This window comes from Streptomyces sp. CG 926, assembly GCF_003148825.1.
Taxonomy (GTDB): Bacteria; Actinomycetota; Actinomycetes; order Streptomycetales; family Streptomycetaceae; genus Streptomyces.
This window is the reverse complement of record NZ_QGGZ01000024.1, coordinates 19,123-43,447: the sequence shown is the minus strand read 5'-3', so window position 1 is coordinate 43,447 and position 24,325 is coordinate 19,123. Positions and strand designations below refer to the sequence as shown.

Below are 24,325 nucleotides of genomic sequence, written 5' to 3'. Positions count from 1 at the left end.
GCGTCCTCCTCCAAGCACCGACAGAGGAAGGACGTGAGGCCCGCGTGGCCAGTCATCGAAAGCCCAGGCAGCGCCCGCTCTCCGGCGGCCCGGTACGGACGACCGCCGCCACCCTCGCCCTCGCGGGCGCTGCCACCGCCACCGCCCTCGAAGGCACCTCACAGGCCGACCCCCGGTCCACCCCTGCCCAGGTCAAGTCGGAGGTGGACCGGCTCTACGAGGAGGCCGAGGCGGCGACCGAGCAGTACAACGGGGCGAAGGAACAGGCGGACGAGGCCGAACGCGCGCTGACCGGACTGCGCGAGGAGACCGCCCGCAAGACCGACCAGCTCAACACCGCCCGCAGCGCGCTCGGAACGCTCGCCGCCTCCCAGTACCGCAGCGGGTCCCTGGGCACCGCCGTCCAGCTCGCGCTGGCCTCCGACCCGCAGGAGTACCTCTCCCAGGCCGCGTTCATCGCCCGCGCCGGGGACCGCAACGCCGCCGGGATCACCACCGTGCGCCGCCGGCTCGACGAGGTCGGCAAGCTCCGCGAGCAGGCCTCCGGGCGGCTCGCCGACCTCCGCTCCCGGCAGGCGGAACTCGCCGGGCACAAGACCGTGATCGAGGAGAAGCTCGCCGCCGCCAAGAACCTGCTGGCCCGGCTCACCGCCGAGGAGCGCGCCGCCTACGAGGCCGGGTCGCCCGGCGGATCTGCCACCGCACCCGCCGGATCCGCCGGATCGGTCCCGTCCCAGGGCGGCACGCCCCCGCCGCCGTCCGACGGTTCGCGCGCGGCCCGCGCCGTGGCCTTCGCCTACAGTGCGATCGGCAAGCCGTACGTCTGGGGTGCGACCGGCCCGGGCTCCTTCGACTGCTCCGGCCTGACCCAGGCGGCCTGGCGCTCGGCCGGGGTCTCGCTGCCCCGCACCACCTACACCCAGATCAACGCCGGCCGGCGCGTGTCCCGCGACCAGCTGGCCCCCGGCGACCTGGTGTTCTTCTACTCCGGGGTGACCCACGTCGGCCTCTACATCGGCAACGGTCAGATGATCCACGCCCCGCGCCCGGGATCGACGGTCCGGTTGGCGCCGATCGACTCGATGCCCTGGGCCGGCGCCTCCCGCCCCGCGTGACCCCTCAGCCCCGGGCGCAGTACTCGCAGGTCCCGCGCCGGCGGAGGTAGTAGCCGAGGGTGGCGGCGCCGAGTGCGGCTCCCCACACCACCCAGAGCATCGCCGGGTAGTTGGTCCCCCAGCCGAAGGGCTGGTCCCCGCCGCGGATCATCTGGAGGCCGCCGGGGATGAGCACGACGGCCACGAGCAGCGCCGGGACGATCGCGGTGGCGAGGGCGACCGGCTTGCCCGCCTTGAACGGCACCCACCGCGGCCAGACCTCGCCCCAGCGTGCGACCAGCCCGTGGGTCAGCACCCCGCCGACCGTCGACGCGATCGCGAGGCCCAGCCCGATGCCGAGCATGCCGGGGGTGTCCTGCATGTCCTTGAGGAACGCGTCGGTGATGCCCAGCGGGTAGCCGAGGAACCAGGCCACCCGGGTCACGTCGTACGGGATGCTCGACAGTACGGCGATCAGTACGGCCCTGCGCCCCCAGCGGGCCGCCGACTCCGGCGCGGTCCAGGCCGCGGCCCGTCCGCCGCGCCCGCAGTGCGCGCACAGTCCGCGGGTGCGCCGCTGGTACGCCAGCACGGCCAGGGTCCACAGGACACCGCCCAGGAACAGGACGAGCAGGTTGTCCCGGTGCCAGTAGAGGATGTCGCCGACCCCGTCCTGCGGGCCGGGCACCCCGGTGAAGGCGAACACCACCAGGAGCGGCGCGAAGGCGACCACGGCGATCAGCGTGTAGTCCTGCAGAACCACCGTGAGCGCGAGGGCCTGGGCCCAGCCGAAGCCGAGCAGGAACCGCCGGGCGGCCACGGTGCCCGCCGGGCGGCGTGCCATGAGTACCCCGCAGACCGCCCCCGCGAGACCGATCGCGGCGATGAGCGGGCCGACGACCGCGGCCTGGCTCGGTTCGAGGATCGAGCCGGTCGAGCGGTCCTTGGGGACCGGCCCGAAGGGGTAACCGCCGCCGCCCAGGGCCCAGTACAGGCCGGCCAGTCCGTAGGCGAGGGACCACGCGGCCGCCGCGTACGGAGCCCGGCGGGGCCAGCCCGACCACCACCGACGGCGCGCCGCCACCACCTGGTCCTGCTCGTTCCTGCTGCTCACCGCGTGTGCCATGACCCTGATCCCCCTCGATTCGTCGTGGGGACCAGCCTCCCGGCCTGCGGGTGGCGGGCACATCGACCGTTCGGCAGAGATCCGCGGCGGCCGGGGGCGCGGACGTCCGCCGATCGGCGGACGCAGGGGGCCGGGCGTTCGGGCCGCCCGGCCTAGGGCGCCTTGACCAGACCGCTCAGCCAGCCGAAGGTCTGCGGCAGTTGCTTGGACCACGATTCGAGGTTGTGCCCGCCGACGACCTTCTCCGCGTGCACCGTGGTCGGGCTCTTGGCGATCGCCTTGAGGTCCGTGCCCGACAGGTAGCCGTCCTGCTCGGCCCCCGACATCCACAGCGCCACCGGCGGCGGGGTGGGCGCGGCCTGGAGCAGGTTCTTCAGGTTGTGCGTGCGGCGCAGTTCGGGGTCCTTGGCGACCAGCGACGAGGGCTCCTGCCCTGGGTCGTTGTAGCCGGACAGGGAGACGGCCGCGCTGTAGCGGTCGGGGTGGGCGATGGCGAGCTTGGCGGCGCAGTACGCGCCGGCCGAGTAGCCGGCCACGCCCCAGCTGCGAGCCTCGTCCGAGACCCGGAAGTTGTCGACGACCATCTTGCGGACGTCGACACTGAACCAACTGTCCGCGTTGACCTTGCCGGGGAGGTTGGCGCAGCCGGTGTCGCCGTTGCCGAGCAGCATGGCGCGCGGCGAGACCAGGATGAACGGCTGGACCTTGCCGCTCTTCATCAGCGGCTCCAGCACCTCGTGCGCCTTGAGTCCCTGGAACCAGGACTTCCCCGTCCCCGGTATGCCCGGTATCAGCTCGACCACCGGGAACTTCTTGTCCTTGTAGGCCGGGTCGTCGTACTGCGGCGGCAGCCAGACCATGACGTCGCCCTTGACCCCGGAGATCTTGCCGTCGAGCTCGGTCTTCCGGACCCGCCCGCCGACCCCTTCCACCGGCTGGAACTGCTGGCGGACCTTCGGCGCCTCTTCCACCTTCTTGCCGCCGAGCCCGTCCGGACCGAGGTCGGGGGCGGCCGTGACGTAGGAGCCGGTGCCGAGCAGGTCGCTCCAGGAGGCGTAGAAGTGCTCGGCCCGGTTGACCGCGACGAACACCACGGCGACGGCCGTGACCTGGGCGAAGACCACCATCAGCGCGCGCAGCACCGTACGTACGGCGGCCGGGCCGCGCACCTTGCTCCAGACGGCAAGCGGAAGGACGACGGCTATCGCCGTCAGGGCGATCACCGTCGCGAAGAAGGGTGTACCGGTCAAGCTCATCACGCCAGCCTAGAGGGCGGCGTACGTGCTCCCGGTTGCCAGGTCGACCTGCGGCGTGGGTCACACCGCAGGTCAGAGGCCGGACGCCGGACTCAGACCAGGCGGCGGGCCGTCGCCCAGCGGGTCAGCTCGTGCCGGTTGGAGAGCTGGAGCTTGCGCAGGACGGCCGAGACGTGCGACTCGACCGTCTTCACGGAGATGAAGAGCTGCTTGGCGATCTCCTTGTACGCGTACCCGCGGGCGATCAGCCGCAGCACCTCGCGCTCGCGCTGCGTGAGCCGGTCCAGGTCCTCGTCGACCGGCGGCGCGTCCGTCGAGGCGAACGCGTCGAGCACGAAGCCCGCCAGCCGCGGCGAGAACACCGCGTCCCCGTCCTGCACCCGGAAGACCGAGTCCACCAGGTCGGTGCCGGTGATGGTCTTGGTGACGTACCCACGGGCACCGCCCCGGATGACCCCGATGACGTCCTCGGCCGCGTCCGACACCGACAGCGCCAGGAACCGCACCGGGTTCTCGGCCGCCGCCATCAGCGGAGCGCAGCGCCGCAGTACCTCGACGCCGCCGCCGCCGGGCAGGTGCACGTCGAGCAGGACCACCTCGGGCCGGGTGGCGGTGATGACCGTGACGGCCTGGTCCACGTCGGCCGCCTCGCCGACGACCTCGACGCCCGTCCGGTCGGTCTCGCCGATCTCGGCCTGCACTCCCGTACGGAACATCCTGTGGTCGTCGACGAGCACCACCCGGACACGCCTGGTCTCCCCCACGCCTGCGCTCTCTCCCGCCTCGGTCATGCTGTGTTCGCCGCCCTCTCCATCTCCAGCTCGACTTCCGTGCCGCCGTCGGGCGCGGACCGCAGCCGTGCGGTCCCGCCGTTGCGCTGCATCCGGCCGATGATCGATTCTCGTACGCCCATGCGGTCCCCGGGTACCGCGTCGATGTCGAAGCCCGGTCCACGGTCCCGTACGGACACGAACACCGTCTGCCCCTCGACCTCCGCGTACACCTGTACGGGCCCGCCCTCGCCACCGTACTTGGCGGCGTTGACCATCGCCTCGCGCGCGGCCTGTATCTGTGCCGCCAGCCGCTCGTCGAGCGGGCAGTCCCCGACGACCACGACCTCGATCGGGACGCCGTGGTGGTCCTCGACCTCGGCGGCGGTCTTCTTGACGGCCTCCGCGAGGGTGGCCGGCTCCTCCGCCTCGTCCTTGCCGGTGCCCTCCGGCTTGTAGAGCCAGTTCCGCAGCTCGCGTTCCTGCGCCCGCGCCAGGCGGCGTACCTCGGAGACGTCCTCCGCGTTGCGCTGGATCAGGGTGAGGGTGTGCAGCACCGAGTCGTGCACGTGGGCGGCGACCTCGGCGCGCTCCTGGGCGCGGATGCGCATCAGGCGTTCCTCGGACAGGTCCTGGGTCATCCTGATCAGCCAGGGTCCGGCGAGCAGGGCCACACCGACGAGGACGGCGAGGGTGGCGGTCAGGACGTTGCCGAGCTGTGCGGCGGAGCCCCGTACGACGATGAAGACGGTCAGGCCCACCCCGACCAGGGCGACGCCGGCCAGCGCCCGCGCCACCTGGAAGAGCCGTCCGTGCCGTCCGGCGGCCGTCGACCAGTGGGCGCGGCGGGCGTTGTCGGCCTGCCGCCATACGAGCACGACCCCCGCCCCGACCAGCAGCGTCGGCCACACGTACCGGCCGGACGCGCCGCCGGCCTGGACCTTGGAGATGAAGATGCCCGCGCCGATGAACAGGGCGATCAGCGCGGTGATCTGCCCGCGGTCGGGTTTGCGCAGCCGCCGGGTGCCGTCGGGGAGGGTCTCGAAGTAGGAGCGGTGGCCGGTCCGGCCGCCGACGCCGAGCGGTACGAAGACCCAGAACGCGGCGTACAGCAGCACGCCCAGCCCGTCGCCCCACATGAACAGCAGGAGGAACGCCAGGCGGACCCAGCCCACCGGCAGCCCGAGGTGCCCGGCGAGACCGCGCGCGACTCCGCCGAGCATCCGGCCGTCGGCGCTGCGGTAGAGCTTGCGCTGCGGGACCTCGTCGGCGTCCGGTGCGTGCGGGGTACGGGGAGCGGCGGCTACGGGCATGTCACCAAGGGTCACACGCCCGGTGGGCGCCGGGCATCAGGGCATCCCCCCACATCCACCGGGGGGATATCAGGGTTGCACCAGGGTAGGGCCGGATGCCGCTCGCTTCCGTGGGCCGTCACCATGGACCCATGACCGAAGTACACGACGCCCCGCCGGCCGGGCCCGGGGCCCCGCGGGCCGCCGACGCCAGGCCACCCCTGCATCGCAGCAAGCGCGACAAGGTCCTCGCGGGCGTGTGCGGCGGCCTCGGCCGGTACTTCGACCTGGACCCGGTGGTCTTCCGCATCGTCCTCGGTGTCCTCGCGGTCACCGGCGGCGTCGGTCTGATCTTCTACGGCTTCGCGTGGCTGCTGCTCCCGCAGGAGGGCGAGGAGGACAGCGAGGCGAAGAAGCTGCTCACCGGGCGGGTGGAGGGGGCCACTCTGGCGGCCGTGTTCGCCGCGCTGGTGGGCTGCGCGCTGTTCCTGTCGATGCTGGACAACGGCGGGCTGGCGGCCTTCTCGGTGCTGGTCGTCCTGGCGTTGGGCGGGGCCTCGTACTGGTCCCAGCGCAAGCGGCACGCCTCGCCCGAGGCGCAGGCGCCCGACCCGGCGGGCGGCGCCGCCCGCGCCGCGCACTCGCCGGCCCCGCCGGAGACGCAGGCTCCGCCGACCCCCGGCGGGCCGTCCTGGTGGCGGGACCCGCTGGTCAAGGACGGTACGACCGGCCCGGTCGGTGGGACGGGATATCTGTGGGGGCCCGACGACACCGCCGACCCGGCGGTGGTCGGCCGTCGGACCCCGGAGGCGGCCGCGAAGGCGCCCGTCGCCCCGGCCCGCCCGCGCGGCGGCATCGGCGGCCGCGTCTTCGTACTGGCGCTGCTGGCCGGGATCGCGGGGACCGCCGCCTCCTGGGAGGGCAACCCGCTCGGCGAGGCCCTGCAGAACGGGCTGGCCGCCGCGCTGATCGTCTTCGGTCTGGGTCTCGCGGTCAGCTCCCTCATGGGACGTACCGGGTTCGGCACGATCGTGCTGGCGGTGTTCACCTCGGGTCTGCTCGCCGGCGCGGCCGTACTGCCCCGGGAGATCGGCACGGACTGGCAGCGGGTGGAGTGGCGGCCGGCCGCGGTGGCCGATGTGAAGCCCGTGTACGAGGCGGGCACCGGGCTCGCCACCTTGGACCTGAGCCGGCTGGACGTGCCGAAGGGCACCACCGTGGCCGTCGAGGCCTCCATCGAGGCGGGCCGGCTCAAGGTGGTCCTGCCGCGGGAGGTCACGGCCCGGGCCGATGTCACCATCCGGCGTGCGGGTGACGTACAGATGCCCGGGGACCGCGCGGACCGGATCGAGGAGATCGGCGAGCAGCACCGTACGGAGACCCTCGCGCCGGCTGCCGGCACCGAGGCCGGCGGGACGATCGAGCTGCACCTCGGTGCGGACTTCGGACAGGTGGAGGTGGCCCGTGCGGCGTCATGAGTTCCAGCCGGGACGGCTGATCGCGGGGCTGGCCCTGGTGGTGGCGGGCGTGCTCTACCTCGTCGGCAACACCGGCGAGGCGGACCTGCCCTGGTTCGCGGTCATCCCGATCACCATGGGCGGGCTCACCCTCGCCGCGCTGGTCGGGCTGGTGACCTATGCCGTACGCCGGGACAGGCGCGACCGGATCACCGAGTCCAGCGACAGGTAGGGCGCCCCGGCGAGGATCAGCGGGGTCCACGCGATCATGTAGATCAGGTCGTTGCCGTAGTAGTACGGGGTCACCGCCCACGACACCGTGAGCCACAGGCTGAGCGCGATCAGCGCTCCGCCGACGGCCGCGACGCGGGTCAGCAGGCCGACCAGGGCGCCGAGCCCGACCAGGATCTCCCCGATGGCCAGGACCACGGCGAAGCCGACCGGCGAATGCAGCGCCATGTCGACCATGGCGGGGATCGCGGAGGTGTCGCGCACCCCGCGCATCAGGTCGCCGATGGAGCCGTCACCGGAGGCGGACAGGAACGCCGGGTCGGTCAGTTTGTCGATCCCCGCGTACACGAAGGTCACGCCGAGGAAGAGCCGCAGGGGCAGCAGCGCGTGCCGGGAGGCCAGCTCACGCAGGCCTACCGCGGTGCGGGGGGCGTCGGTTTCAAGAACATCGGTTCGGTTCACGGGACATGTGTACCCCGATCACTCGGCAACATCGATGGTGCAGCGGTTGGATTCCACCCCGGCGGCGGTGACCACCTGGATCTCGACGCGCCCCGGCTCCACCTCCGCCGGGACCGGCACGGTCAGCACGGCGTCGGAGGGATTGGTGAATCCGCCCGCCACCGGGACCAGCGGCACGTGCACGTGCACCGCCCCGATCCGTACGACCAGACGGGCCAGCATCTCCGGCGTCTGCGCCCCCGGCGGCACGAAGCCCACGCCCCGGATCTCGATGTCGTCCCCGGGGCGGACGGCCGCGTCCAGATCCCCGGGCTCCCGTCTGCGCACCACCGACAGCACCAGCGGACGGCTGCCCTCCGCGTACTTCGCCGCCAGGTACACCGCGGCGGACAGCGCCACCAGCAGGGCCAGCGCCCAGGGCAGCTGCGGCAGCCGGGCCGGGAAGCGCGCCAGCGAGGCCGCGGCGTAGCAGAGCACCACGGTCGAGACGAGGACGTACTGGGCGTCGGGGAAGCTCCCGCGTCCCGCGTCGTCCGTCAGCAGGTCCACCCCGCGCGGCCGGTCGGCCGGCAGCTTCTGCAGCCGCTGACCCATGATCCGTACGGAGACCACCCGGCGCACCAGCACCGCCACGGCCGAGGTCAGCGAGACCACCGCCAGCAGCGGCAGCGCCCGGTCCAGCGCGAGTCCCGTGTAGAGCGCCTGCCGCTGCGGCCCGGGCGCCGAGGTGGCCAGCCGCAGCGCGAGCAGCAGCGTGGCGAAGGCCGTCAGCACCACCCAGGCGCTGGGCACGGCCTTCGAGGTGGACAGCCGGTTGTCCTCGCCGACCAGCGGCGCCAGCAGCCCGCCCCGCACGGACTGGGCGCGGGCGGCGACGGTGAGCAGCCCGGCCAGCACCAGGGCGGCCAGCAGCCCGGCGGTGCGCGCCGTGGACCAGCCGGTGCCGAGCGCGGCGGCGACCTGCACCAGCAGCAGGACCCCGGCGGCGATCCAGACGGCGAGGACGGCCCGCCGGGAGAACAGGTACAGCCAGGAGTTCCCGGCCTCCCGGCCCCGGTCGGCGACGGTGCGGGCGGACAGGGTCAGCTCGTCGGAGACCCACTGGCGGGAGGCGCCGAGCGAGTGGGCGACGGCGGCCGGCACGCCCTGCCCGGAGGCGAACTCGTCGCGCTTCTCCAGGAACGCCGCGACCGCGCGGCGATGGCCCTCCCGTGCGCACTCGTCGCAGGCACAGGCGGTGGTGTGGGTACCTCGGGACATCTCTTGGACAGCCACTGCGTGCCGCCTCTCTGAACTACGGTGCAATGCCAGCGAATTGTGCACCACTGCGGCAGTGCTCCGGATTGCGCACGATGTCAGAGCAGGTGATTAACGGTTCATGATGTTGACGCCACCAGCTCCCGGAGGGGTTGGTAGCTCACCCAGGCCGCCAGATCGGACCCGAACCGCTCGCGCGTCAGCACCGCGGCCCGATGGTCGATGAGCACCGGTTTCCCCGCGGCCCGGGCGATCAACTGCACCTGCGCGGCCCGTTCCGCCTCGATGAACCACCAGACCGCGGCGTCCACGGAGTCCCCCACCGTGAGCAGCCCCCGGTTGCGCAGGACCAGCGCCTTGTAGGGGCCCAGCGCGAGCGCGGTCCGTTGCGGCTCGTCGGCCCCGGAGTACTCGTCGAGGAGCGCGTTGTCCTCGTAGAAGGCGCAGGCCTCCTCGGTGATCGGGGCGAGCAGCTCGCCCAGGGCGGCGAGGGCCCGGCCGTACGGGGCCCGCGCGCGGACGACGGCGACCACCTCGGGGCGCCGGCGGTGGACGGCCGCGTGCACGGCGAAGGCCAGCTGGTTGACCCGGCGCCCGCCCGTGACCACCCGGCCGTCCCCGTCGACCAGCAGCAGGTCGTCGGCGGTGAGCGCGGTGAAGGCCCGGCCGAAGGGGTTCACCCAGTAGCAGTCCTCGAACTCCGGGTCCCGCACGGTTATCTGCCCCGCCACCCCGTCCTCGTACCCGAGGCGCCCCAGCAGCCGCAGTGCCTCGGCGAGCCGTTCCTTGCGGTGGGCGCGGGCGGCTTCGACGGTGTCGTGCACGGGCGGCATCTCGAAGCCCAGCCGCTCCACGGGCACGGGTACGGGCTGGTCCGGCATGGGCGCTCCTTCGAACGGCTCGGCTCGCCGCGCAAGGTACCCGGGCCCCTGCCAACTGGCCAGAGGAACGGCGAAGCCGCCGCCCGCGGGTGCGGGACGGCGGCCTCGTCATGGCGATCTCGGTGGGACTACTCCCACTCGATGGTGCCCGGGGGCTTGCTCGTGCAGTCGAGGACCACCCGGTTCACGTCCGGCACCTCGTTGGTGATGCGGGTCGAGATCCGGGCGAGGACCTCGTACGGCATGCGCGTCCAGTCCGCGGTCATCGCGTCCTCGGAGGAGACGGGGCGCAGCACGATCGGGTGGCCGTAGGTGCGGCCGTCGCCCTGGACGCCGACGCTGCGGACGTCCGCGAGCAGGACGACCGGGCACTGCCAGATCTCGCGGTCCAGGCCGGCGGCGGTGAGCTCGTGGCGGGCGATGGCGTCGGCCTCGCGGAGCAGGTCCAGGCGCTCCTTGGTGACCTCGCCGACGATGCGGATGCCGAGGCCGGGGCCCGGGAAGGGCTGGCGCTGGACGATCTCGTCGGGCAGGCCGAGCTCCTGGCCGACCATCCGGACCTCGTCCTTGAACAGCTGGCGCAGCGGCTCGACGAGCTCGAACTCGATGTCGTCGGGGAGGCCGCCCACGTTGTGGTGGGACTTGATGTTGGCGGTACCGGTGCCGCCGCCGGACTCGACGACGTCCGGGTACAGGGTGCCCTGCACGAGGAAGGCGACCGCGGGGCCGTCCTCCTGGAGGATCTCCAGCTGGGCCTGCTCGAAGACGCGGATGAACTCGCGGCCGATGATCTTCCGCTTGGTCTCCGGGTCGGAGACTCCGGCCAGCGCGGTCAGGAAGCGCTCCTGCGCGTCGACGACCTTCAGCTGCACGCCGGTCGCGGCGACGAAGTCCTTCTCGACCTGCTCGGTCTCGCCCTTGCGCATCAGGCCGTGGTCGACGTAGACGCAGGTCAGCTGCGAGCCGATGGCCTTCTGCACGAGGGCCGCGGCGACCGCGGAGTCCACGCCGCCGGAGAGGCCGCAGATGGCGCGCTTGTCGCCGACCTGCTCGCGGATCGCCGCGATCTGCTCCTCGACGATGTTGCCGGTGGTCCAGGTGGGGGCGAGGCCGGCGCCGCGGTAGAGGAAGTGCTCCAGGATCTGCTGGCCGTGCGTGGAGTGCATCACCTCGGGGTGGTACTGCACGCCGTACAGCTTCTTCTCGTCGTTCTCGAAGGCCGCGACCGGGACAACGTTCGTCGACGCGGTGACGGTGAAGCCCTCGGGGGCGGCGGAGCAGGCGTCGCCGTGGGACATCCACACCGACTGGTTCTCGGGGGTGCCCTCGAAGAGGGTGGAGCCGACCTTGGAGACGGCCAGCGGGGTGCGGCCGTACTCGCGGGCGCCGGTGTTGTCGACCTGACCGCCGAGGGTGACGGCCATCAGCTGGAAGCCGTAGCACATGCCGAAGACGGGGATCCCGGCCTCGAAGATCGCGCGGTCGAGCTGGGGGGCACCCTCCTCGTACACGGAGGACGGGCCGCCGGAGAGGATGATCGCCTTCGGGTTCTTGGCCAGCATCTCGTCGACGGGCATCGAGCTCGGCACGATCTCGCTGTAGACCCGTGCCTCGCGGACGCGGCGGGCGATGAGCTGGGCGTACTGGGCGCCGAAGTCGACGACGAGAACCGTGTCCGGGGCGCTGTCGTGGGCGGCGGAGGGTGCTTCTGGCACGGGGCGGCCTTCCGGCGGAAGAGGTGGCTGTTTTGTCGATTCTAACGGGGGCCGCCGGGCCCTCTTCGTCTCACCATCCGAGTCCGACGCCACGCGGGCGCTCCGGCGGGGCAGGTTCAGGCGCCGGTGGCCCGCTGGGCACGGCCGATCAACCGTTGCGCGTCTGCCCCGAAAGCGGCGGACGCACGAAGCGCATGCCAGACCTGGAGGTGAGTGGCGATGCTGTCCGGATCGTCCAGCCAGAGTTCCGCGTGCCAGGTCTCCACGATCACCTGCCGGTCGTCGTAGAGCCAGAACCCCAGACCCGGGGGGATCTTCAACGCTGCGTCGAGCGGCACGATCCCCAGCTCCACGGTGTCGAGACCGATCACGCCCTGAAGGCGGTCGAGCTGGGCGGCGAGCACGGAGGGTGGGCAGATCCGGGCGTGGAGCACCGCCTCCCAGAGCAGGATCCGGTAGTGCTTGCCCGAGTCGTACAGTCCCTCCTGCCGCTTCATCCGGGAACGCACCGCTTCTTCGACGTCCCGGGGGGCGCGGTGCAGCTCGGCGAACCGACTCAAGATCGCACGTGCGTAGTCCGGGGTCTGGAGCACGCCGACGATCCAGGCCGATTCCCAGGCCCGCAGCACTGTCGCACCGGCCTGGGCCTCGTTGTGCACGTCCTGCACGGGTCGAAGTCCCGCGGCCAGCTGCCGGCGCCACGAGCGGATGCGGGACTCCAGCCCACGCAACCGGGAGAGCAGCTCCTCCGCTGCCTCCGGTTGCTCAACCCCTGCCGCCCACGCCGTCAGGTCGTCGGCCGTCGCCGTCTGCCGTCCCGTCTCCAGCTTGCTGACCTTCGACTGGGTCCAGCCGAGACGTGCTGCGAGCGCGGCACCGGTGAGCCGGTTGCCGGGGCAGGATTCGCGCAGCTCCCGCAGTCTGGCCCCCAGGGCCGATCTTGCCTGCTGGTAGTCCGTGGTCACTGTTGCTCGGCCGCTGCCAGGTGTTCGGCGAATGTCGAGGACGGAACGGCGCGATGCCAGGCGGCGTCCCGCACCTGCGCATATCGATTGACCACAGCTGGTTCGGTGATCAGCTCCACATCGACCAGGTTGTCTCCGTCATCAAAATTGAGCACGGCGACGAGCCGGGAATCGAAGATCCAAAAATCCTCGGCAGGCAGATGGATCCGCTCGGCTTCTCCACGCCGAAGAATGCGGATGTTCTCGCCGAGCGCGGAGTTCTTCACCGTGTGCGCCATCAGGTAGAGCTGCCCCAGGGTCACGGGGTCATCGACCACGCGTACGCGACCGACCATCGCCCCGCCCGCCGTCTTTTCTCGGATGACCGTGCTCCACGCCGTTCCCAGATCCCACGACGGGCTCTCACCCCGCAGGAACTGGGCATAGGTGTCGGTGGCCTCGTCGGAGACGTACCGGCGCCGCGTCTCCAGTCGCCACGCCGTGTGCTCGAATTTCTCGAACAGCAGCCCGAAGGCTTCGAGGCCGATGATGCGGGGGCGGCGGACGACCTCCTTGGGTCCGAAGCCGACGAGCAGTTCACGCGGAACCACAATCGCCACCTCACCCTGCGAAAAGTGCCGAAGCTGGGCAACGTCCTCGGGATCTGTGAGCGGCGCTCCGTGGACGATCATTTCTCCGCTGTCCAGATCCTCGTGCACAGCGGGACAGCCACCTTCGCCGCTGCCTGTTCCGTTGAAGCGCAACCTGCGTGCCATTGGTCCTGCCCTTCACTGCGGGAGAGCCGTGGTCTACAGGATGTCGGCGGCCAGGCATGCATGTCGATGCATGACGGACCAGGGTGCGCGAATAATCGAGAATAGTCTCTGTTCGTCTCAACCGGCCGTCCCTAGCGTCCAGTTCATGACCTCGCAGCAGACCATCATGAGCCCGGCGGCCCACCTGTCGCTGCCCGGCGTGATTCCCAGGCCGGCCGCAGGCTGTGACGTGTGCGCGGCGCTTGCTCAGCAGCGCTCGGACGCCTACCGGCGGGGCGACCACTCGGCGGTTTCGGACTGCAATGTGGAGATCGTCGCTCATCGAGGGCGCACCCGATGCTGAACCGTCGCGCTGTGCTCAGGTACGTGGAACACACCATCCGGCACGCGCCGGAGGGCGGAGTCACCTACGAGGCCTTCTGCACGGCGTACCTCTGCGGGGCCCAGTCAGGGCCGCTGGACGAGCAAGGAGCGGCCCAGGACTGGGCGCTGCGGCACACGGGGCGGACCGGCCACGTCCTCTTCCGGCGCGTGTACACCGACCACGCCCGCGCGACGCCCACCGCCGAGCTGTCTCAGTATCCGAACGTGATTGGCCCAGAAGGGGACGGAAGGTAGTATCCGCGGCATGCGCAAGCAGCTGAGCTTCCTCTTTACCTATGGCACCGGTCGGTCCGGTCGCCATGGGTCCTCGTGATGCTCGCTTGAGCCACTGACTTCCCGGAAGCGCCCCGGTCCGACAGGACCGGGGCGCTTCCGCGTTCCCGCTCCTGCCGGCACGACACCATCAGGAGAGACCATGACCACGATCACCACCACCCCCGAGCAGCTGATCGCCGACTCCCGCACGCGCATCGACGCCCTCGACGACCGGATCATCGGCCTGATCCAGGAGCGGATGGCCGTCTCGACGGTCATCCAGGACGCCCGGATCGCGTCCGGCGGGCGACGGGTGCACCTGTCGCGCGAGATGGAGGTGCTCTCGCACTGGAGCGACGCGCTCGGAAAGCCCGGCACCGCCCTCGCCATGACCCTGCTGGAGCTGTGCCGGGGGCGCGTGTGACGGCTGTTCGTCACCCGTCCGGACCGTGACCGGCCTTGGGGCCCTTCGTTGGTGAGGATGTCCGCGTCAGCCAGCCGCGGAACCGCAACACCACGCGTGGATCCGCTGGAGCGATGAGACGCACGCCCCGTGGAGCGTGCGTCGTGGGACCTCGCTCCTTCGCGTGACCGGACGGCAGGGGACAGCAGCCCGGTCACCCCGTATGAGGACGGCCGGCCCGGGGGACGCCCCGGGCCGGCCGTTCTGCGTTGTCGCGTGGAGTACGCGGCGTACGCCGTTACGCGTGGGCGCCCGCCTTGCGGCGGAACGCCAGGAACAGCCCACCGCCGACGGCCAGGAGCACCGCGCCGCCGAGCGCGATCAGCTGGGCGGAGCTGCCGGTGGAGGCGAGTCCGCCGCCGTTGGTCGTGACACCCGCACCGGTGGCCGAGGCGCTCGGCGTCGCGGTGGCGGTCGCGGAGCCGGTCGGCGTCGGGCTCGGCGTGGCCGAGGTGGAGGTGGTCGGGGCCGGTCCGGCGTCCTTCGCGTTGATCACGAAGGCCGCCTTGTCGTTGGCGTGGTTCGGGTCCCAGCGCTGGCCCGTGGTGCCCTCCGGCGTCCACTGGCCCACCGCGATCGAGCCCTTGGCGTCGGCGACGACCTTCTCGATCTTCAGCTGGAACGGGTAGGAGAAGGTCTCCTTCTCCCCCACGACATGACCGGTGGAGCAGAAGTAGCGCGGTGCGCCCAGGGTCTGCTCGCGGTGGGTGCCGTCGGCGTTGACGCCCGTGCAGCCGGCCGGGACCTTCGTGACCTTCGCACCCGCCGGGATCACGATGTCGGTGCGGGCGACGTCCTCACCGGAACGCAGGTACGCGACCCACGCGGGGCCGTTGTTGTGGAAGCCGAAGGAGGCGTCGACCGTCTCGCCCGCCTTGCCCTTGAGGGACACGCCGGTGGCGACCAGGTCGGCGGTGTTCCGCGTCGCGAAGTCGAACTCCTGCATGTTGTTCCACGGGTCGAGGTCCGCCGCCGGCTGGGCGGAGCGGGCCGCGGCCTTGGGGGCCTGCTTCGCCGCGGCCAGCTTGTTGCCGGCCGCCGGCTTGCCGGCGCTCGCGAAGGTGCGGTTCTTCGCCGCCTTCGGCTGGTCGCCGGCCGCGTACACCGCGTAGGTCAGGCCGTCGATGAAGGCGTGCGGCGCGGCCTTGAGGGTCAGCGGGCCGTCGACGCCGTAGACCGCGCCCGGCTCGTACTCGCCCTCCAGCAGACACTGGACCGTGCTCCAGCCGGTGTTCCACGGCTGACCCGGGCGGGTGTCGTCGGAGTAGGAGCAGTTGTCGTACTGCTCGACCAGGTCGATGCCGTGCGTGGTGCGCATTTCGAGCACCACGCCGTCGACGGGGTCCGTGCCCTCGTTGGCGAAGACGATCGACAGGTTCTGCTTGTCGCCCGGCTTCTGCTCCGCCTTCAGCCTGGCCCGCTCCAGCACCAGGTCGGGGCCGCCGACGCGCACCTTGGTGGTGGCGGCCTTGAAGGTGGCGCCCTCCGCCGCGCCGGTGACCGTCAGGTCCGCGGTCGCGCCGACCTTGCTGTCCTTGGCCGCGCTGAGGTCCAGGTCCACGACGGTGCTCTCGCCCGTCCACAGGGCCCAGCTCTTGCAGGTCACGGCCGCGGCCGTGAGCTTGCAGTCCGCGCCCTGGTTCTTGGCGAGCGTCACGTCGGCGACGCCCTTGAGGGCGCCCAGGTCGATCGTGAAGGTGCTCTGGCGGTCGAACGTCGTCGTGGAGTCGTTGACGATCCGGAACTCCACCGAGGTCTTCTGCGGTTCACCGCTCTGCCCGGGGTGCGGGCGCAGGCCGATCCCGGCCGGTCCGGCCAGGGTGAACACGGGGTCCGCGGCGTGTGCGGGCGTGATGGCCGCTCCCAGCGCCACGAGGGCGCCGGCGGTCAGCAACGAGATGCGCTTTCTCATGCAGCGATTGACTGTCGAACATCAGTCGCAGTTGCACACTTCACTGTGTGATCGACACCACAGCTCGGTAGGACGGATTCCGGTACAACCATCAAGGCTGAACATCTGTCACGTATGTACCGCGGTGGGTACCGCGCTCGGAGGGGGAGCGCGGTACCCACCGCTGTCACATCGTCGGTTCCGAATCACTCACCGGCCGGCGCGGCGGAACCTCCGGGACCGCCATGAACGGCAGCCGCAGTGCACCGAAGGCCTCCTTGGGGACCGCCGGACGGACCGGCTCCACCGCGTCCAGCCGCACGTAGCCGGCCCCCTGCTCGGGCCGCGGGTCCCGCTCCCCCACGTTCGGCCAGTACGACATCGCCCGTTCCGCCTGCGCGGTGATCGTCAGCGACGGGTTCACCCCCAGGTTCGCGGAGACGGCCGCGCCGTCCACCACCGAGATGCCCGGGTGCCCGTAGAGCCGGTGGTACGGGTCCACCACCCCCTCCTCGGGCGAGGCGCCGATCGGACAGCCACCCAGGAAGTGCGCGGTCAGCGGGGTCCCCATCAGCTCACCGATGTTGCTGCCCGGGAAGCCGTTGATCTCCTCGGCGAGCAGGGTCGCGGCCTGCGTGGCCTCCGCGATCTGGACCGGGTTCGGGGCGCCGTGGCCCTGGCGGGCGGTGAGCAGGCCCTTCCCGATCCCGCCGGGCTTGCGGTACGTGGTCAGCGAGTTGTCCAGCGACTGCATGACCAGGCCGATGATGGTCCGCTCCGACCAGCGCCGGTTGGACAGCGAGCGCGCCAGCTGCACCGGGTGCCGCACCGTCCGGCCCAGCCAGGCACGGACCCGGTGCGCGCTGTGCGGGACCTGGAGGACGGTCATGAACCCCATGGCGTTGGAGCCCTTGCCGTAGCGGACGGGCTCGATGTGGGTGTCGGCGTTGGGGTGCACGGAGGAGGTGATCGCCACGCCCCGGGTGAAGTCGGCCCGGCGGTCGCCTCCGTGCAGCTTGCGGTAGCGGCGGTCGTCGGTCTGGGCGCCGATGATGCCTTCCGAGTTGGTCCGGGTCAGGTCGCCGAGGCGCGGCGAGATCCCGGGCAGCTCCCCGCGGTCCTTCATCGTGTGCAGCAGGGTCTGCGTGCCGTACGTGCCCGCCGCGACGACCACGTACCGGGCGCGCAGCACCTTCGCCCGGCCCCGCCTGCGGCCGTCGGTGGGGACGGTGCGGACGCGGTGGCCGCCTTCGGGGTGGTCGGAGAGCGCGGTGACGGTGGTCATCGGGTGGATGACGGCGCCGGCGCGCTCGGCGAGGTGCAGGTAGTTCTCGTTCAGGGTGTTCTTCGCGCCGTGCCGGCAGCCGGTCATGCACTCGCCGCACTCCGTGCAGGCCTTGCGGGCGGGGCCGGCGCCGCCGAAGTAGGGGTCGGGGACCTCGTCCCCGGGCCGGACCTTCGGCTGCCCGTCGGCGTCGTCGCCGTCCCCGAAGAAGACGCCGACCGGGGCCATGTGGAAGGAGTCCGCGACGCCCATCTTCTCGGCGGCCGCCTTGAGGTGGACGTCGGAGGGGGTCATGGTCGGGTTGAGGCGCACCCCGAGCATCCGCTTGGCCTGCTCGTAGTAGGGGGCGAGCTCGCCCTGCCAGTCGGTGATGGAGGCCCACTGCCGGTCCTCGAAGAAGGCGGTGGGCGGCACGTACAGGGTGTTGGCGTAGTTGAGGGAGCCGCCGCCGACGCCGGCGCCCGCGAGCACCATCACGTTGCCGAGCAGGTGGATCCGCTGGATCCCGTACAGCCCGAGGGCCGGGGCCCACAGGTAGTTGCGCAGGTCCCAGCTGTTCTTCGGCAGGCTCTCGCGGGTGAAGCGGCGTCCTGCCTCCAGGACGCCGACCCGGTAGCCCTTCTCGGTCAGGCGCAGCGCCGAGACCGATCCGCCGAACCCCGATCCGATGACGATGACGTCGTAGTCGTACGACTCAGACTCAGACACGGTGCTGCCCCTTAGCGGAGTCGGAGGGCCTTCATGACCTGGAGGCTGCGGGTCATGAACGCCGCGTACTTCTCGTCGTCCATGCCCAGGGAGGGGGCCATCGGGAGCAGCCGCTGGTGGGCGACGGTCTGGGCCTCGGTGTACTTGAGGATGCCCTCGGAGCCGTGGCGGCGGCCGAGGCCGGAGTCCTTCATGCCGCCCATGGGTGCCTGGGCGCTGCCGTAGGCGGGGGCGTAGCCCTCGTTGATGTTGACGGTGCCGGTGCGCAGGCGGGCGGCGACGGCGTGACCGCGGCGGGAGTCCTTGGTCCAGACGCTGGAGTTCAGGCCGTAGGCGGTGGCATTGGCCTCGGCGATCGCCCGGTCCTCGTCGGTGAAGCGGTAGATGGAGACGACCGGGCCGAAGGTCTCCTCGCCGCACACCGCCATGGGCGCCTCGACGCCGTCGAGGATGGTGGGCTCGTAGAAGAGCGGGCCGATGTCGGGACGGGCGGTGCCACCGGCGACGAGGGTGGCGCCCTTGGCCACGGCTTCGTCCACGTGCCGCTGTACGGTCTCCAGCTGGCGCTCGCCGACCAGCGAGCCCATGTCGGCGCCGTACGCGAGGGAGGCGCCGAGCCGCATGGCCTTCGTCCGGGCGGCGAACCGCTCGACGAAGGCGTCGGCGATCGAGGCGTGGACGTAGAGCCGCTCGATGGAGATGCAGAGCTGTCCGGCGGAGGAGAAGCAGGCGCGGACGGCGCCGGCGGCGGCCTTCTCGATGTCGGCGTCGTGCAGCACGAGCATGGCGTTCTTGCCGCCGAGTTCGAGGGAGACCCCGACGAGGCGGTCGGCCGCGCCGCGGGCGACCTCGCGGCCGGTGCGGGTGGAGCCGGTGAAGGAGACGTAGTCCGCGTGCCGGACCACCTCGGGGCCGACGACGGGGCCCTCGCCGAGCACGATCTGGAACACCTCGGCGGGCAGTCCGGCCTCGATCAGCAGGTCCCGGGCCCACAGGGCGGTCAGCGCGGTCTCGGTGTCGGGCTTCATGACGAGCGCGTTGCCGGAGACGAAGGCGGGCAGGGCGTCGCCGACCGACAGCTCGAGGGGGTAGTTCCAGGGGGCGATCTGACCGACGACCCCGCGCGGCTGACGCAGCTCGGTGACCTTGGTGAGGGTGGGCATGGCGCCGGTGTGGCCCTTGGGGCGCAGGTACCAGGGGGCCTTGCGCCCGTAGTGGCGGGCCGAGACGGCCACCGCCTGGACCTCCTCGTGGGCGTGCAGCCGGGCCTTGCCGGTCTCCAGCTGGATCAGGTCGAGGATCTCGGCCTGCCGGGCGAGGACCAGGTCGTGGAAGCGCAGCAGGACCGCCGCGCGGCGGCGGACGGGGACCGCCGCCCAGGCGGGCTGGGCCGCGCGGGCCCGGTCGAAGGCCTCGGCCACGTCCTCGGGAGTGGCCTCCGGGAGCTCCGCCAGCCGGTCCCCGGTGAAGGGGGTGTGGTTGGCGGTGCGACCGGATCCGAGCACTCCGCGGGTCAGCCGGGCGACCAGGTCGGGGGTCACCACATCGGCGGCGGTGCGGGCACCGGCCGGGGCCGGGGCGACCGGGTTGGTGGGCTCCGGTGCGGTCCGGAGGGGGGCGGCGGGGGCCTGCGAGTCCGTCATGCCGGTGAGCGTATTGCGCCCGACAGCCTTTGGGTACCCGCCGGTAACCGGATTTTGCCATTTCTGCCAGCGATCGCTGGCGCGATGCCCGGATCGGCGCCGGTCAGGGCTTCTTGGCGGGCGGCTCCCAGCCGCTGAGCACGATGTCGAACTGCTGCTCCGTCGTGGCCCAGTCGGCGATCGGGCTCGACATGTAGATCGCGTACTCCGTGCCGTCCGGGGCGATGTACATCTGCTCCTTGGCCCGGCGCGGGCCCGGGTGGTTCTGCTTCTCCGTCCAGGTGAAGTCCCAGAGCGCGGCGCGGGTGCTGTCCCGGAAGGTGTTCTGGTTCAGCCGCACCTTCTTGTAGTCGGTCCGCTTCGCCACCTGCCCCTCCAGGTCGAGCAGGTGCGTGTACGGGTCCTTGTAGTCCGGGGTGGTGTCCGAGGCGATCCGGATGAAGTGCTTCCCGTCGTCCGGGGTGTAGTCGATCTGGTCGCCGTTCGCCTTGCGCGTCCAACCCTCCGGGACGTACAGGGTGAAGCCGGCGAGAGGGTCGGTGACCTTGCTCCAGCCCGCCGGGGGGCCCGCCGTGGTGACCACCTCGTCGGGGCGGTCGTCGACCCCGGTGTCCCCGGTGTCCCCGGTGTACTTGAGTACCCCGAACACGCCACCGCCACCGAGCAGCGCCGCGACCAGGGCCACGACCACGGCCCGCCCACGCCAGCCCCGGGCCGGGTCGGCGGCGGTGGTGGTCGTGGTGGTCGCCGCGGGTACCACCGGCTCCGGGAGCGCGGTCGTCGACCCGTTCTCCACCGGCGGGGCGACCGGCGGGGCCGGCGCATCGAACCGTTCCTGCGCGGGGGCCAGCTCCTCCGAGGACACCGCACGGGTGGGCACGTACGCCTGCGCGGCCTTCGGTTGCCGGCCCTCCATCGCCTCCAGCAGCATCCGCTCGGCCTCCGCGGCCGAGGGGCGCTCCGTCGGATCCTTGCGCAGCAGGGAGGTGATCACCGGCCCCAGCGCCCCGGCCGAGCGCAGCGCCGGCGGCTCGTCGTTGACCACGGCCTGCAGGCTGGAGATGGGCGAGGTGCGGCGGAACGGGGAACGGGCCTCCACCGCCGTGTAGAGGGTGGCGCCCAGCGACCACAGGTCGGAGGACGGGTCGGGGATGCCGCCGGTGACCCGCTCGGGAGCGAGGTAGTCGATCGAGCCGACGATCTCACCGGTGCGCGTGATGGAGGAGTCGCCCTCGATCGCGGCGATCCCGAAGTCCGTGAGCAACACCCGGCCGTCCTTGGCCAGCAGCACGTTGCCCGGCTTCACGTCGCGGTGCAGTACGCCGACCGCGTGCGCGGCGCGCAGCGCGCCCAGCACGTGGAGCCCGATCCGCGCCGCCTCCCGGGGCTCGATCCGCCCGGCGGCCTTGGCCGCGTCCGCGAGGGAGGGCCCGTCGATGTACTCCATGACGATCCACGGCCGGTCGTCGTGCTCCAGGACGTCGTGGACGGTGACCACCGCCGGGTGCTGGATCCGGGCCGCGGCCCGGGCCTCCTTCTGCGTCCGGGCGTGCATGACGTCCCGGTCGGCCTGGGCCACGTACAGACCCGCCGTCAGTTCCTTGACGGCGACGGTCCTGTGGAGCAGCTCGTCATGCGCGCGCCACACCTTGCCCATGCCGCCTCGGCCGATCGGCTCGACGAGCCGGTACCGGCCCGCCAGCACATCGCCCCCACCTGTCTGCTGTTCCACGAAACCCCGCCGCTCTCTGCACTTCAGGCCAGATTACGGAGCCCGGAGGGGCTGCCGGAACCGCCCGGGCGCCGAAAGACGGCACTGTGACGCAATCGCCGTACTGATCAGTCGTCAGTATGCGTTCAACCGCCCGCCTTGTAACTCGCCGTGGCCTTTTCGAAGACTTCGGTGACCTTGCTCTGTTCGTCCTCCGGACCGGTGACGAGGACGACGTGGTAGCTGCCGCCCAGCGCCACGACGTAGTTGCGGGCGAAGACGTTGCGGCCGGTCCCGTCGATCCACGTGTACCGGCCCGTCGCCCGCAGTTGCTGACCCACCTTGGTGGTCTTCACATCGCCGACGGTCGACCAGGTGGAGGTCCGGTACGGGGTCAGTTCCGGCTCCTTGTCCTTCTGGTAGGCCGCCGGATCCGGATTGCCCTGGACCTTGTCGCGCCCGGGGACGACGGTCAGCACGAACTGCCCGTCGGTGTAGCGGACCTGACCGGACTCGTTGATTCCGCGACGTTCCCAGCCGTTGGGCACGGCGATCTCGAAGTGCTCCGGATCCTGCTGGCTGGTGTAACCGGCCGGGGCGGGGGCCGGGGCGGCCTGCGACTCGGCGGGCGCGGTCGCCTGCGGGGCGGGCTTGGACTCGGGCGCGGCGGACGGCACCTGGGAGGGACTCGGCTTCGCCGGCGCCTGCGCGGTGCTGCCCCGGGCATCGCCCGCGGGCTCCTGGTCGGCCGCCCGCGGCAGGAACAGCATCGCGTACGCCACCCCGCCGGCGAGGAGGGCCAGGATCCCGACGAGCAGGATCCGGCCGAGGGCGCGCGGCTTACGCGGGGCCGCGGGGTTGCGGTGCCGCCCGTGGACCTCACCGCGGCGGCGTACGACGGGCAGCCGCGCGGGATCCGGCTCCGGCATCGGAAGCGTCCCGAACCCGGCGTCCGGCTCGGGCGCAGAGCGTACGAGCGAGCGCAGCCAGCCGCGCAGCTCCTCGAAGTCGGGCCGTTCGGTGGGGTCCTGGCGCAGCAGCGACTCCACCACCGGACGCAGCGCCCCGCACTCCTCGGCGAAGGCGGGCGGCTCCGCGCAGACCATCTCGACCAGCTCGGCGACGCTGTCCTCCGGGTACGGGGCATGTCCCTGCACGGCGCGGTAGAGCAGCGCGCCGAGCGCCCACAGGTCGGTGGCGGGCCCGACGGGGGCCGCGAGCTGCCAATGCCCGTGCACGGGACCGGCCTGCTCGGGGGCCCACCGCTCGGTGACGGCGCCGACGACGGCCATCCGGGTCTGCCGTGCGCGCTCGGCGTCCAGACCGGTCCGGGGGCCGGACCAACCGGGGCCGGAGCCGGAGCCGGTACCGGGGCCGGTGGGCTGCGGCCGGTCGGGGCCGGCCTGGAGCGGTACCTCGGCCTGCCGGTAGCCCTGGGGCAGGGCGAGTCGGGCGGGCAGGGCGGGGCGCTCGGGCTGCGCCTGCTCGGGCTCCGGGTACGGGTCCGCGTACCCGTACGAGCCCGGGTCCGGGTCGGGGTCGGGGTACTGCCGGCGTGCGGGGTAGGGCGGCAGGGGCTCGGGGTCCGGCCGCGGTTCCGGCTCCCGCTCCGGCTCCGGCTCGGGCCCGCCCGTGGGGAGTTCCGCCCGGCGCGGGGTCGCGCCGTGCCAGGGAGCGGCGGCTTCGGTGTCCGGGCCGCCGTACGGGTACGCGTACCCGTGCGGCAGGGTCGACCCCTCGGGCCGGCGCTCCGAGGAGCCGCCGGACTCGACCTCGCCGGCCGTCCCGGCCCTGCGCTCCTCGATCACCCGGGCGGCGGCCGCCCGCGCCCCGGCCCGGTAGGCGGCGACGACCCCGGCCCGCGCGGCCGCCTGGAGCTCGGGGCGGTCCTGCGAGCGATCGGGGGTGATGTGATCGGTGTACCGCGGCCCGGTGTCGTAACCCGGGGCCACGAGCGGTGCGTACGTGACCTCCACCGGTCCGGCGGCGGCCGGAGTCGGGTCCGGGAACGGGTCCGGGGCGGGACGCGGGGTCGGGACCGGCACGGGAACGGTGTCAGGGGCCGAGGTCGGGACCGGGGCCGTGGTGGGGGCAGGGGCGGGGACGGGGGCGGTACCCCAGCCCGCTCCGCCGCCGGTGTCCTCCGCGCTCGGGACGGGGTCGTACCCGCACAGGGCCTCCTCCGCCGCGCCCGCCGCGAGGCCCGTCAGTACGACGCGACCGTCCTCGCACACCAATACCGTCCGGACGGTGATGTTCCGGTGCGTCCAGCCGTGCGCGTGCAGCACCCGCAACGCGGTCAGCACGTCCGACGCCACCTCGGCGGCCCGGTAGGGGCTCAGCGGTTCATCGGCTATCAGCGCGGCCAGCGGCCTGGCCGGGACCAGTTCGCTCACTATCCACAGCGAGTCGCCCTCGGCGAACACGTCGAAGACCTGGTCCAGCCGGGGATGGTCCGGGATCGAGGCCGCCGCCTGCGCCGCCTCGATGGCACGGCGCACGGCTGGCAGATCGGCGGGCGAACGGCGCGCGGCCGGGACGGCCCGCGGCCCGTCCAGCAGCTCGGCGTCCACGACCTCCGGCAACGGCACCTGCCGGACCAGGACTTCCTGCCCGCTGCGGGTGTCAAAGGCGCGGGTCTCTATCAGTTCGTACTCGTCGGACGGCGGCACGGGCAGGCGGTAGCGGCCGGCCAGGATCCGGCCCGCGTACTCCTCCACATCG

At 72.3% G+C, this 24,325-nt stretch carries 21 protein-coding genes; 6 read left to right on the top strand and 15 right to left on the bottom strand.

Annotated elements, in window-relative coordinates:
* Positions 1 to 44: 44 nt before the first annotated feature.
* Positions 45 to 1,115, top strand: a complete 1,071-nt coding sequence (locus BCL76_RS37490; RefSeq protein ID WP_109783980.1) for a C40 family peptidase — start codon at positions 45 to 47, stop codon at positions 1,113 to 1,115.
* 4 nt (positions 1,116 to 1,119) lie between these two features.
* On the opposite strand, the gene BCL76_RS37485 is transcribed toward BCL76_RS37490, so the two are convergent.
* The 4 genes from BCL76_RS37485 to BCL76_RS37470 all read right to left on the bottom strand — a co-directional run bounded on the left by BCL76_RS37485 (position 1,120) and on the right by BCL76_RS37470 (position 5,559).
* Complete coding sequence (locus tag BCL76_RS37485) at positions 1,120 to 2,220, bottom strand: hypothetical protein (protein WP_109783979.1); 1,101 nt, start codon at positions 2,218 to 2,220, stop codon at positions 1,120 to 1,122.
* 152 nt (positions 2,221 to 2,372) lie between these two features.
* Positions 2,373 to 3,476: an alpha/beta hydrolase gene (locus tag BCL76_RS37480; RefSeq protein WP_109783978.1), complete on the bottom strand. Its 1,104-nt coding sequence runs from the start codon at positions 3,474 to 3,476 to the stop codon at positions 2,373 to 2,375.
* 92 nt (positions 3,477 to 3,568) lie between these two features.
* Positions 3,569 to 4,267, bottom strand: a complete 699-nt coding sequence (locus tag BCL76_RS37475) for a LuxR C-terminal-related transcriptional regulator (protein ID WP_109783977.1) — start codon at positions 4,265 to 4,267, stop codon at positions 3,569 to 3,571.
* Positions 4,264 to 5,559 carry an ATP-binding protein gene (locus BCL76_RS37470; RefSeq protein WP_109783976.1) on the bottom strand — a complete coding sequence of 432 codons (1,296 nt, stop codon included), beginning with the start codon at positions 5,557 to 5,559 and terminating at the stop codon, positions 4,264 to 4,266. The genes BCL76_RS37475 and BCL76_RS37470 overlap by 4 nt, the downstream gene beginning before the upstream one ends.
* 131 nt (positions 5,560 to 5,690) lie before the next feature.
* Here BCL76_RS37470 and BCL76_RS37465 point away from each other — a divergent pair, with 131 nt between their 5' ends.
* Complete coding sequence (locus tag BCL76_RS37465) at positions 5,691 to 7,016, top strand: PspC domain-containing protein (RefSeq protein ID WP_109783975.1); 1,326 nt, start codon at positions 5,691 to 5,693, stop codon at positions 7,014 to 7,016.
* On the top strand, positions 7,003 to 7,227 hold the full coding sequence (locus BCL76_RS37460; protein ID WP_030763106.1) for a hypothetical protein: 225 nt from the start codon (positions 7,003 to 7,005) through the stop codon (positions 7,225 to 7,227). The genes BCL76_RS37465 and BCL76_RS37460 overlap by 14 nt, the downstream gene beginning before the upstream one ends.
* On the opposite strand, the gene BCL76_RS37455 is transcribed toward BCL76_RS37460, so the two are convergent.
* The 6 genes from BCL76_RS37455 to BCL76_RS37430 all read right to left on the bottom strand — a co-directional run bounded on the left by BCL76_RS37455 (position 7,173) and on the right by BCL76_RS37430 (position 13,261).
* Positions 7,173 to 7,688, bottom strand: coding sequence for a TQO small subunit DoxD (locus BCL76_RS37455; RefSeq protein ID WP_109783974.1), 516 nt, complete (start codon positions 7,686 to 7,688; stop codon positions 7,173 to 7,175). The two genes, BCL76_RS37460 and BCL76_RS37455, sit on opposite strands and share 55 nt — an antisense overlap.
* Before the next feature lie 18 nt (positions 7,689 to 7,706).
* Positions 7,707 to 8,963 carry a hypothetical protein gene (locus tag BCL76_RS37450; protein WP_109783973.1) on the bottom strand — a complete coding sequence of 419 codons (1,257 nt, stop codon included), beginning with the start codon at positions 8,961 to 8,963 and terminating at the stop codon, positions 7,707 to 7,709.
* Positions 8,964 to 9,064: 101 nt separating this feature from the next.
* A complete protein-coding gene (locus tag BCL76_RS37445; RefSeq protein WP_109783972.1) occupies positions 9,065 to 9,826 on the bottom strand; it encodes a class II aldolase/adducin family protein in 762 nt (253 codons plus the stop codon).
* Between the two features lie 128 nt (positions 9,827 to 9,954).
* On the bottom strand, positions 9,955 to 11,541 hold the full coding sequence (gene guaA / locus BCL76_RS37440) for a glutamine-hydrolyzing GMP synthase (protein WP_030763091.1): 1,587 nt from the start codon (positions 11,539 to 11,541) through the stop codon (positions 9,955 to 9,957).
* Between the two features lie 116 nt (positions 11,542 to 11,657).
* Entirely contained in the window at positions 11,658 to 12,506 is an 849-nt protein-coding gene (locus BCL76_RS37435; protein WP_109783971.1) for a helix-turn-helix domain-containing protein, read from the bottom strand.
* Positions 12,503 to 13,261 (bottom strand): DUF6879 family protein, encoded by a 759-nt coding sequence (locus tag BCL76_RS37430; RefSeq protein ID WP_109783970.1) that lies wholly within the window; start codon positions 13,259 to 13,261, stop codon positions 12,503 to 12,505. The genes BCL76_RS37435 and BCL76_RS37430 overlap by 4 nt, the downstream gene beginning before the upstream one ends.
* Positions 13,262 to 13,406: 145 nt before the next feature.
* Here BCL76_RS37430 and BCL76_RS37425 point away from each other — a divergent pair, with 145 nt between their 5' ends.
* The 3 genes from BCL76_RS37425 (at position 13,407) to BCL76_RS37415 (ending at position 14,324) form a co-directional block, all read left to right on the top strand.
* Positions 13,407 to 13,604 (top strand): hypothetical protein, encoded by a 198-nt coding sequence (locus tag BCL76_RS37425; protein WP_146228515.1) that lies wholly within the window; start codon positions 13,407 to 13,409, stop codon positions 13,602 to 13,604.
* 23 nt (positions 13,605 to 13,627) lie between these two features.
* Complete coding sequence (locus BCL76_RS37420; RefSeq protein ID WP_258310140.1) at positions 13,628 to 13,879, top strand: DUF7848 domain-containing protein; 252 nt, start codon at positions 13,628 to 13,630, stop codon at positions 13,877 to 13,879.
* A 181-nt stretch (positions 13,880 to 14,060) separates the two neighbouring features.
* Entirely contained in the window at positions 14,061 to 14,324 is a 264-nt protein-coding gene (locus BCL76_RS37415; RefSeq protein WP_030763088.1) for a chorismate mutase, read from the top strand.
* A gap of 277 nt (positions 14,325 to 14,601) precedes the next feature.
* On the opposite strand, the gene BCL76_RS37410 is transcribed toward BCL76_RS37415, so the two are convergent.
* The 5 genes from BCL76_RS37410 to BCL76_RS37390 form a co-directional block, all read right to left on the bottom strand.
* Positions 14,602 to 16,275 carry an LPXTG cell wall anchor domain-containing protein gene (locus BCL76_RS37410; RefSeq protein WP_146228514.1) on the bottom strand — a complete coding sequence of 558 codons (1,674 nt, stop codon included), beginning with the start codon at positions 16,273 to 16,275 and terminating at the stop codon, positions 14,602 to 14,604.
* A gap of 166 nt (positions 16,276 to 16,441) precedes the next feature.
* Complete coding sequence (locus BCL76_RS37405; protein ID WP_109783967.1) at positions 16,442 to 18,247, bottom strand: GMC oxidoreductase; 1,806 nt, start codon at positions 18,245 to 18,247, stop codon at positions 16,442 to 16,444.
* An 11-nt stretch (positions 18,248 to 18,258) separates the two neighbouring features.
* Positions 18,259 to 19,890, bottom strand: a complete 1,632-nt coding sequence (locus BCL76_RS37400) for a succinic semialdehyde dehydrogenase (protein ID WP_109783966.1) — start codon at positions 19,888 to 19,890, stop codon at positions 18,259 to 18,261.
* A gap of 103 nt (positions 19,891 to 19,993) precedes the next feature.
* Complete coding sequence (locus BCL76_RS37395; RefSeq protein WP_109783965.1) at positions 19,994 to 21,622, bottom strand: serine/threonine-protein kinase; 1,629 nt, start codon at positions 21,620 to 21,622, stop codon at positions 19,994 to 19,996.
* A 125-nt stretch (positions 21,623 to 21,747) separates the two neighbouring features.
* Positions 21,748 to 24,321: a protein kinase gene (locus BCL76_RS37390; RefSeq protein WP_109783964.1), complete on the bottom strand. Its 2,574-nt coding sequence runs from the start codon at positions 24,319 to 24,321 to the stop codon at positions 21,748 to 21,750.
* Positions 24,322 to 24,325: the final 4 nt, after the last annotated feature.

Coding starts and splice junctions, on each gene's coding strand:
- BCL76_RS37425 (WP_146228515.1), top strand. CDS start 13,407: ATGACCTCGCAGCAGACCATCATGAGCCCGGCGGCCCACCTGTCGCTG.
- BCL76_RS37480 (WP_109783978.1), bottom strand. CDS start 3,476: ATGAGCTTGACCGGTACACCCTTCTTCGCGACGGTGATCGCCCTGACG.
- BCL76_RS37400 (WP_109783966.1), bottom strand. CDS start 19,890: ATGACGGACTCGCAGGCCCCCGCCGCCCCCCTCCGGACCGCACCGGAG.
- BCL76_RS37465 (WP_109783975.1), top strand. CDS start 5,691: ATGACCGAAGTACACGACGCCCCGCCGGCCGGGCCCGGGGCCCCGCGG.
- BCL76_RS37410 (WP_146228514.1), bottom strand. CDS start 16,275: ATGAGAAAGCGCATCTCGTTGCTGACCGCCGGCGCCCTCGTGGCGCTG.
- BCL76_RS37415 (WP_030763088.1), top strand. CDS start 14,061: ATGACCACGATCACCACCACCCCCGAGCAGCTGATCGCCGACTCCCGC.
- BCL76_RS37430 (WP_109783970.1), bottom strand. CDS start 13,261: ATGGCACGCAGGTTGCGCTTCAACGGAACAGGCAGCGGCGAAGGTGGC.
- BCL76_RS37445 (WP_109783972.1), bottom strand. CDS start 9,826: ATGCCGGACCAGCCCGTACCCGTGCCCGTGGAGCGGCTGGGCTTCGAG.
- BCL76_RS37485 (WP_109783979.1), bottom strand. CDS start 2,220: ATGGCACACGCGGTGAGCAGCAGGAACGAGCAGGACCAGGTGGTGGCG.
- BCL76_RS37470 (WP_109783976.1), bottom strand. CDS start 5,559: ATGCCCGTAGCCGCCGCTCCCCGTACCCCGCACGCACCGGACGCCGAC.
- BCL76_RS37475 (WP_109783977.1), bottom strand. CDS start 4,267: ATGACCGAGGCGGGAGAGAGCGCAGGCGTGGGGGAGACCAGGCGTGTC.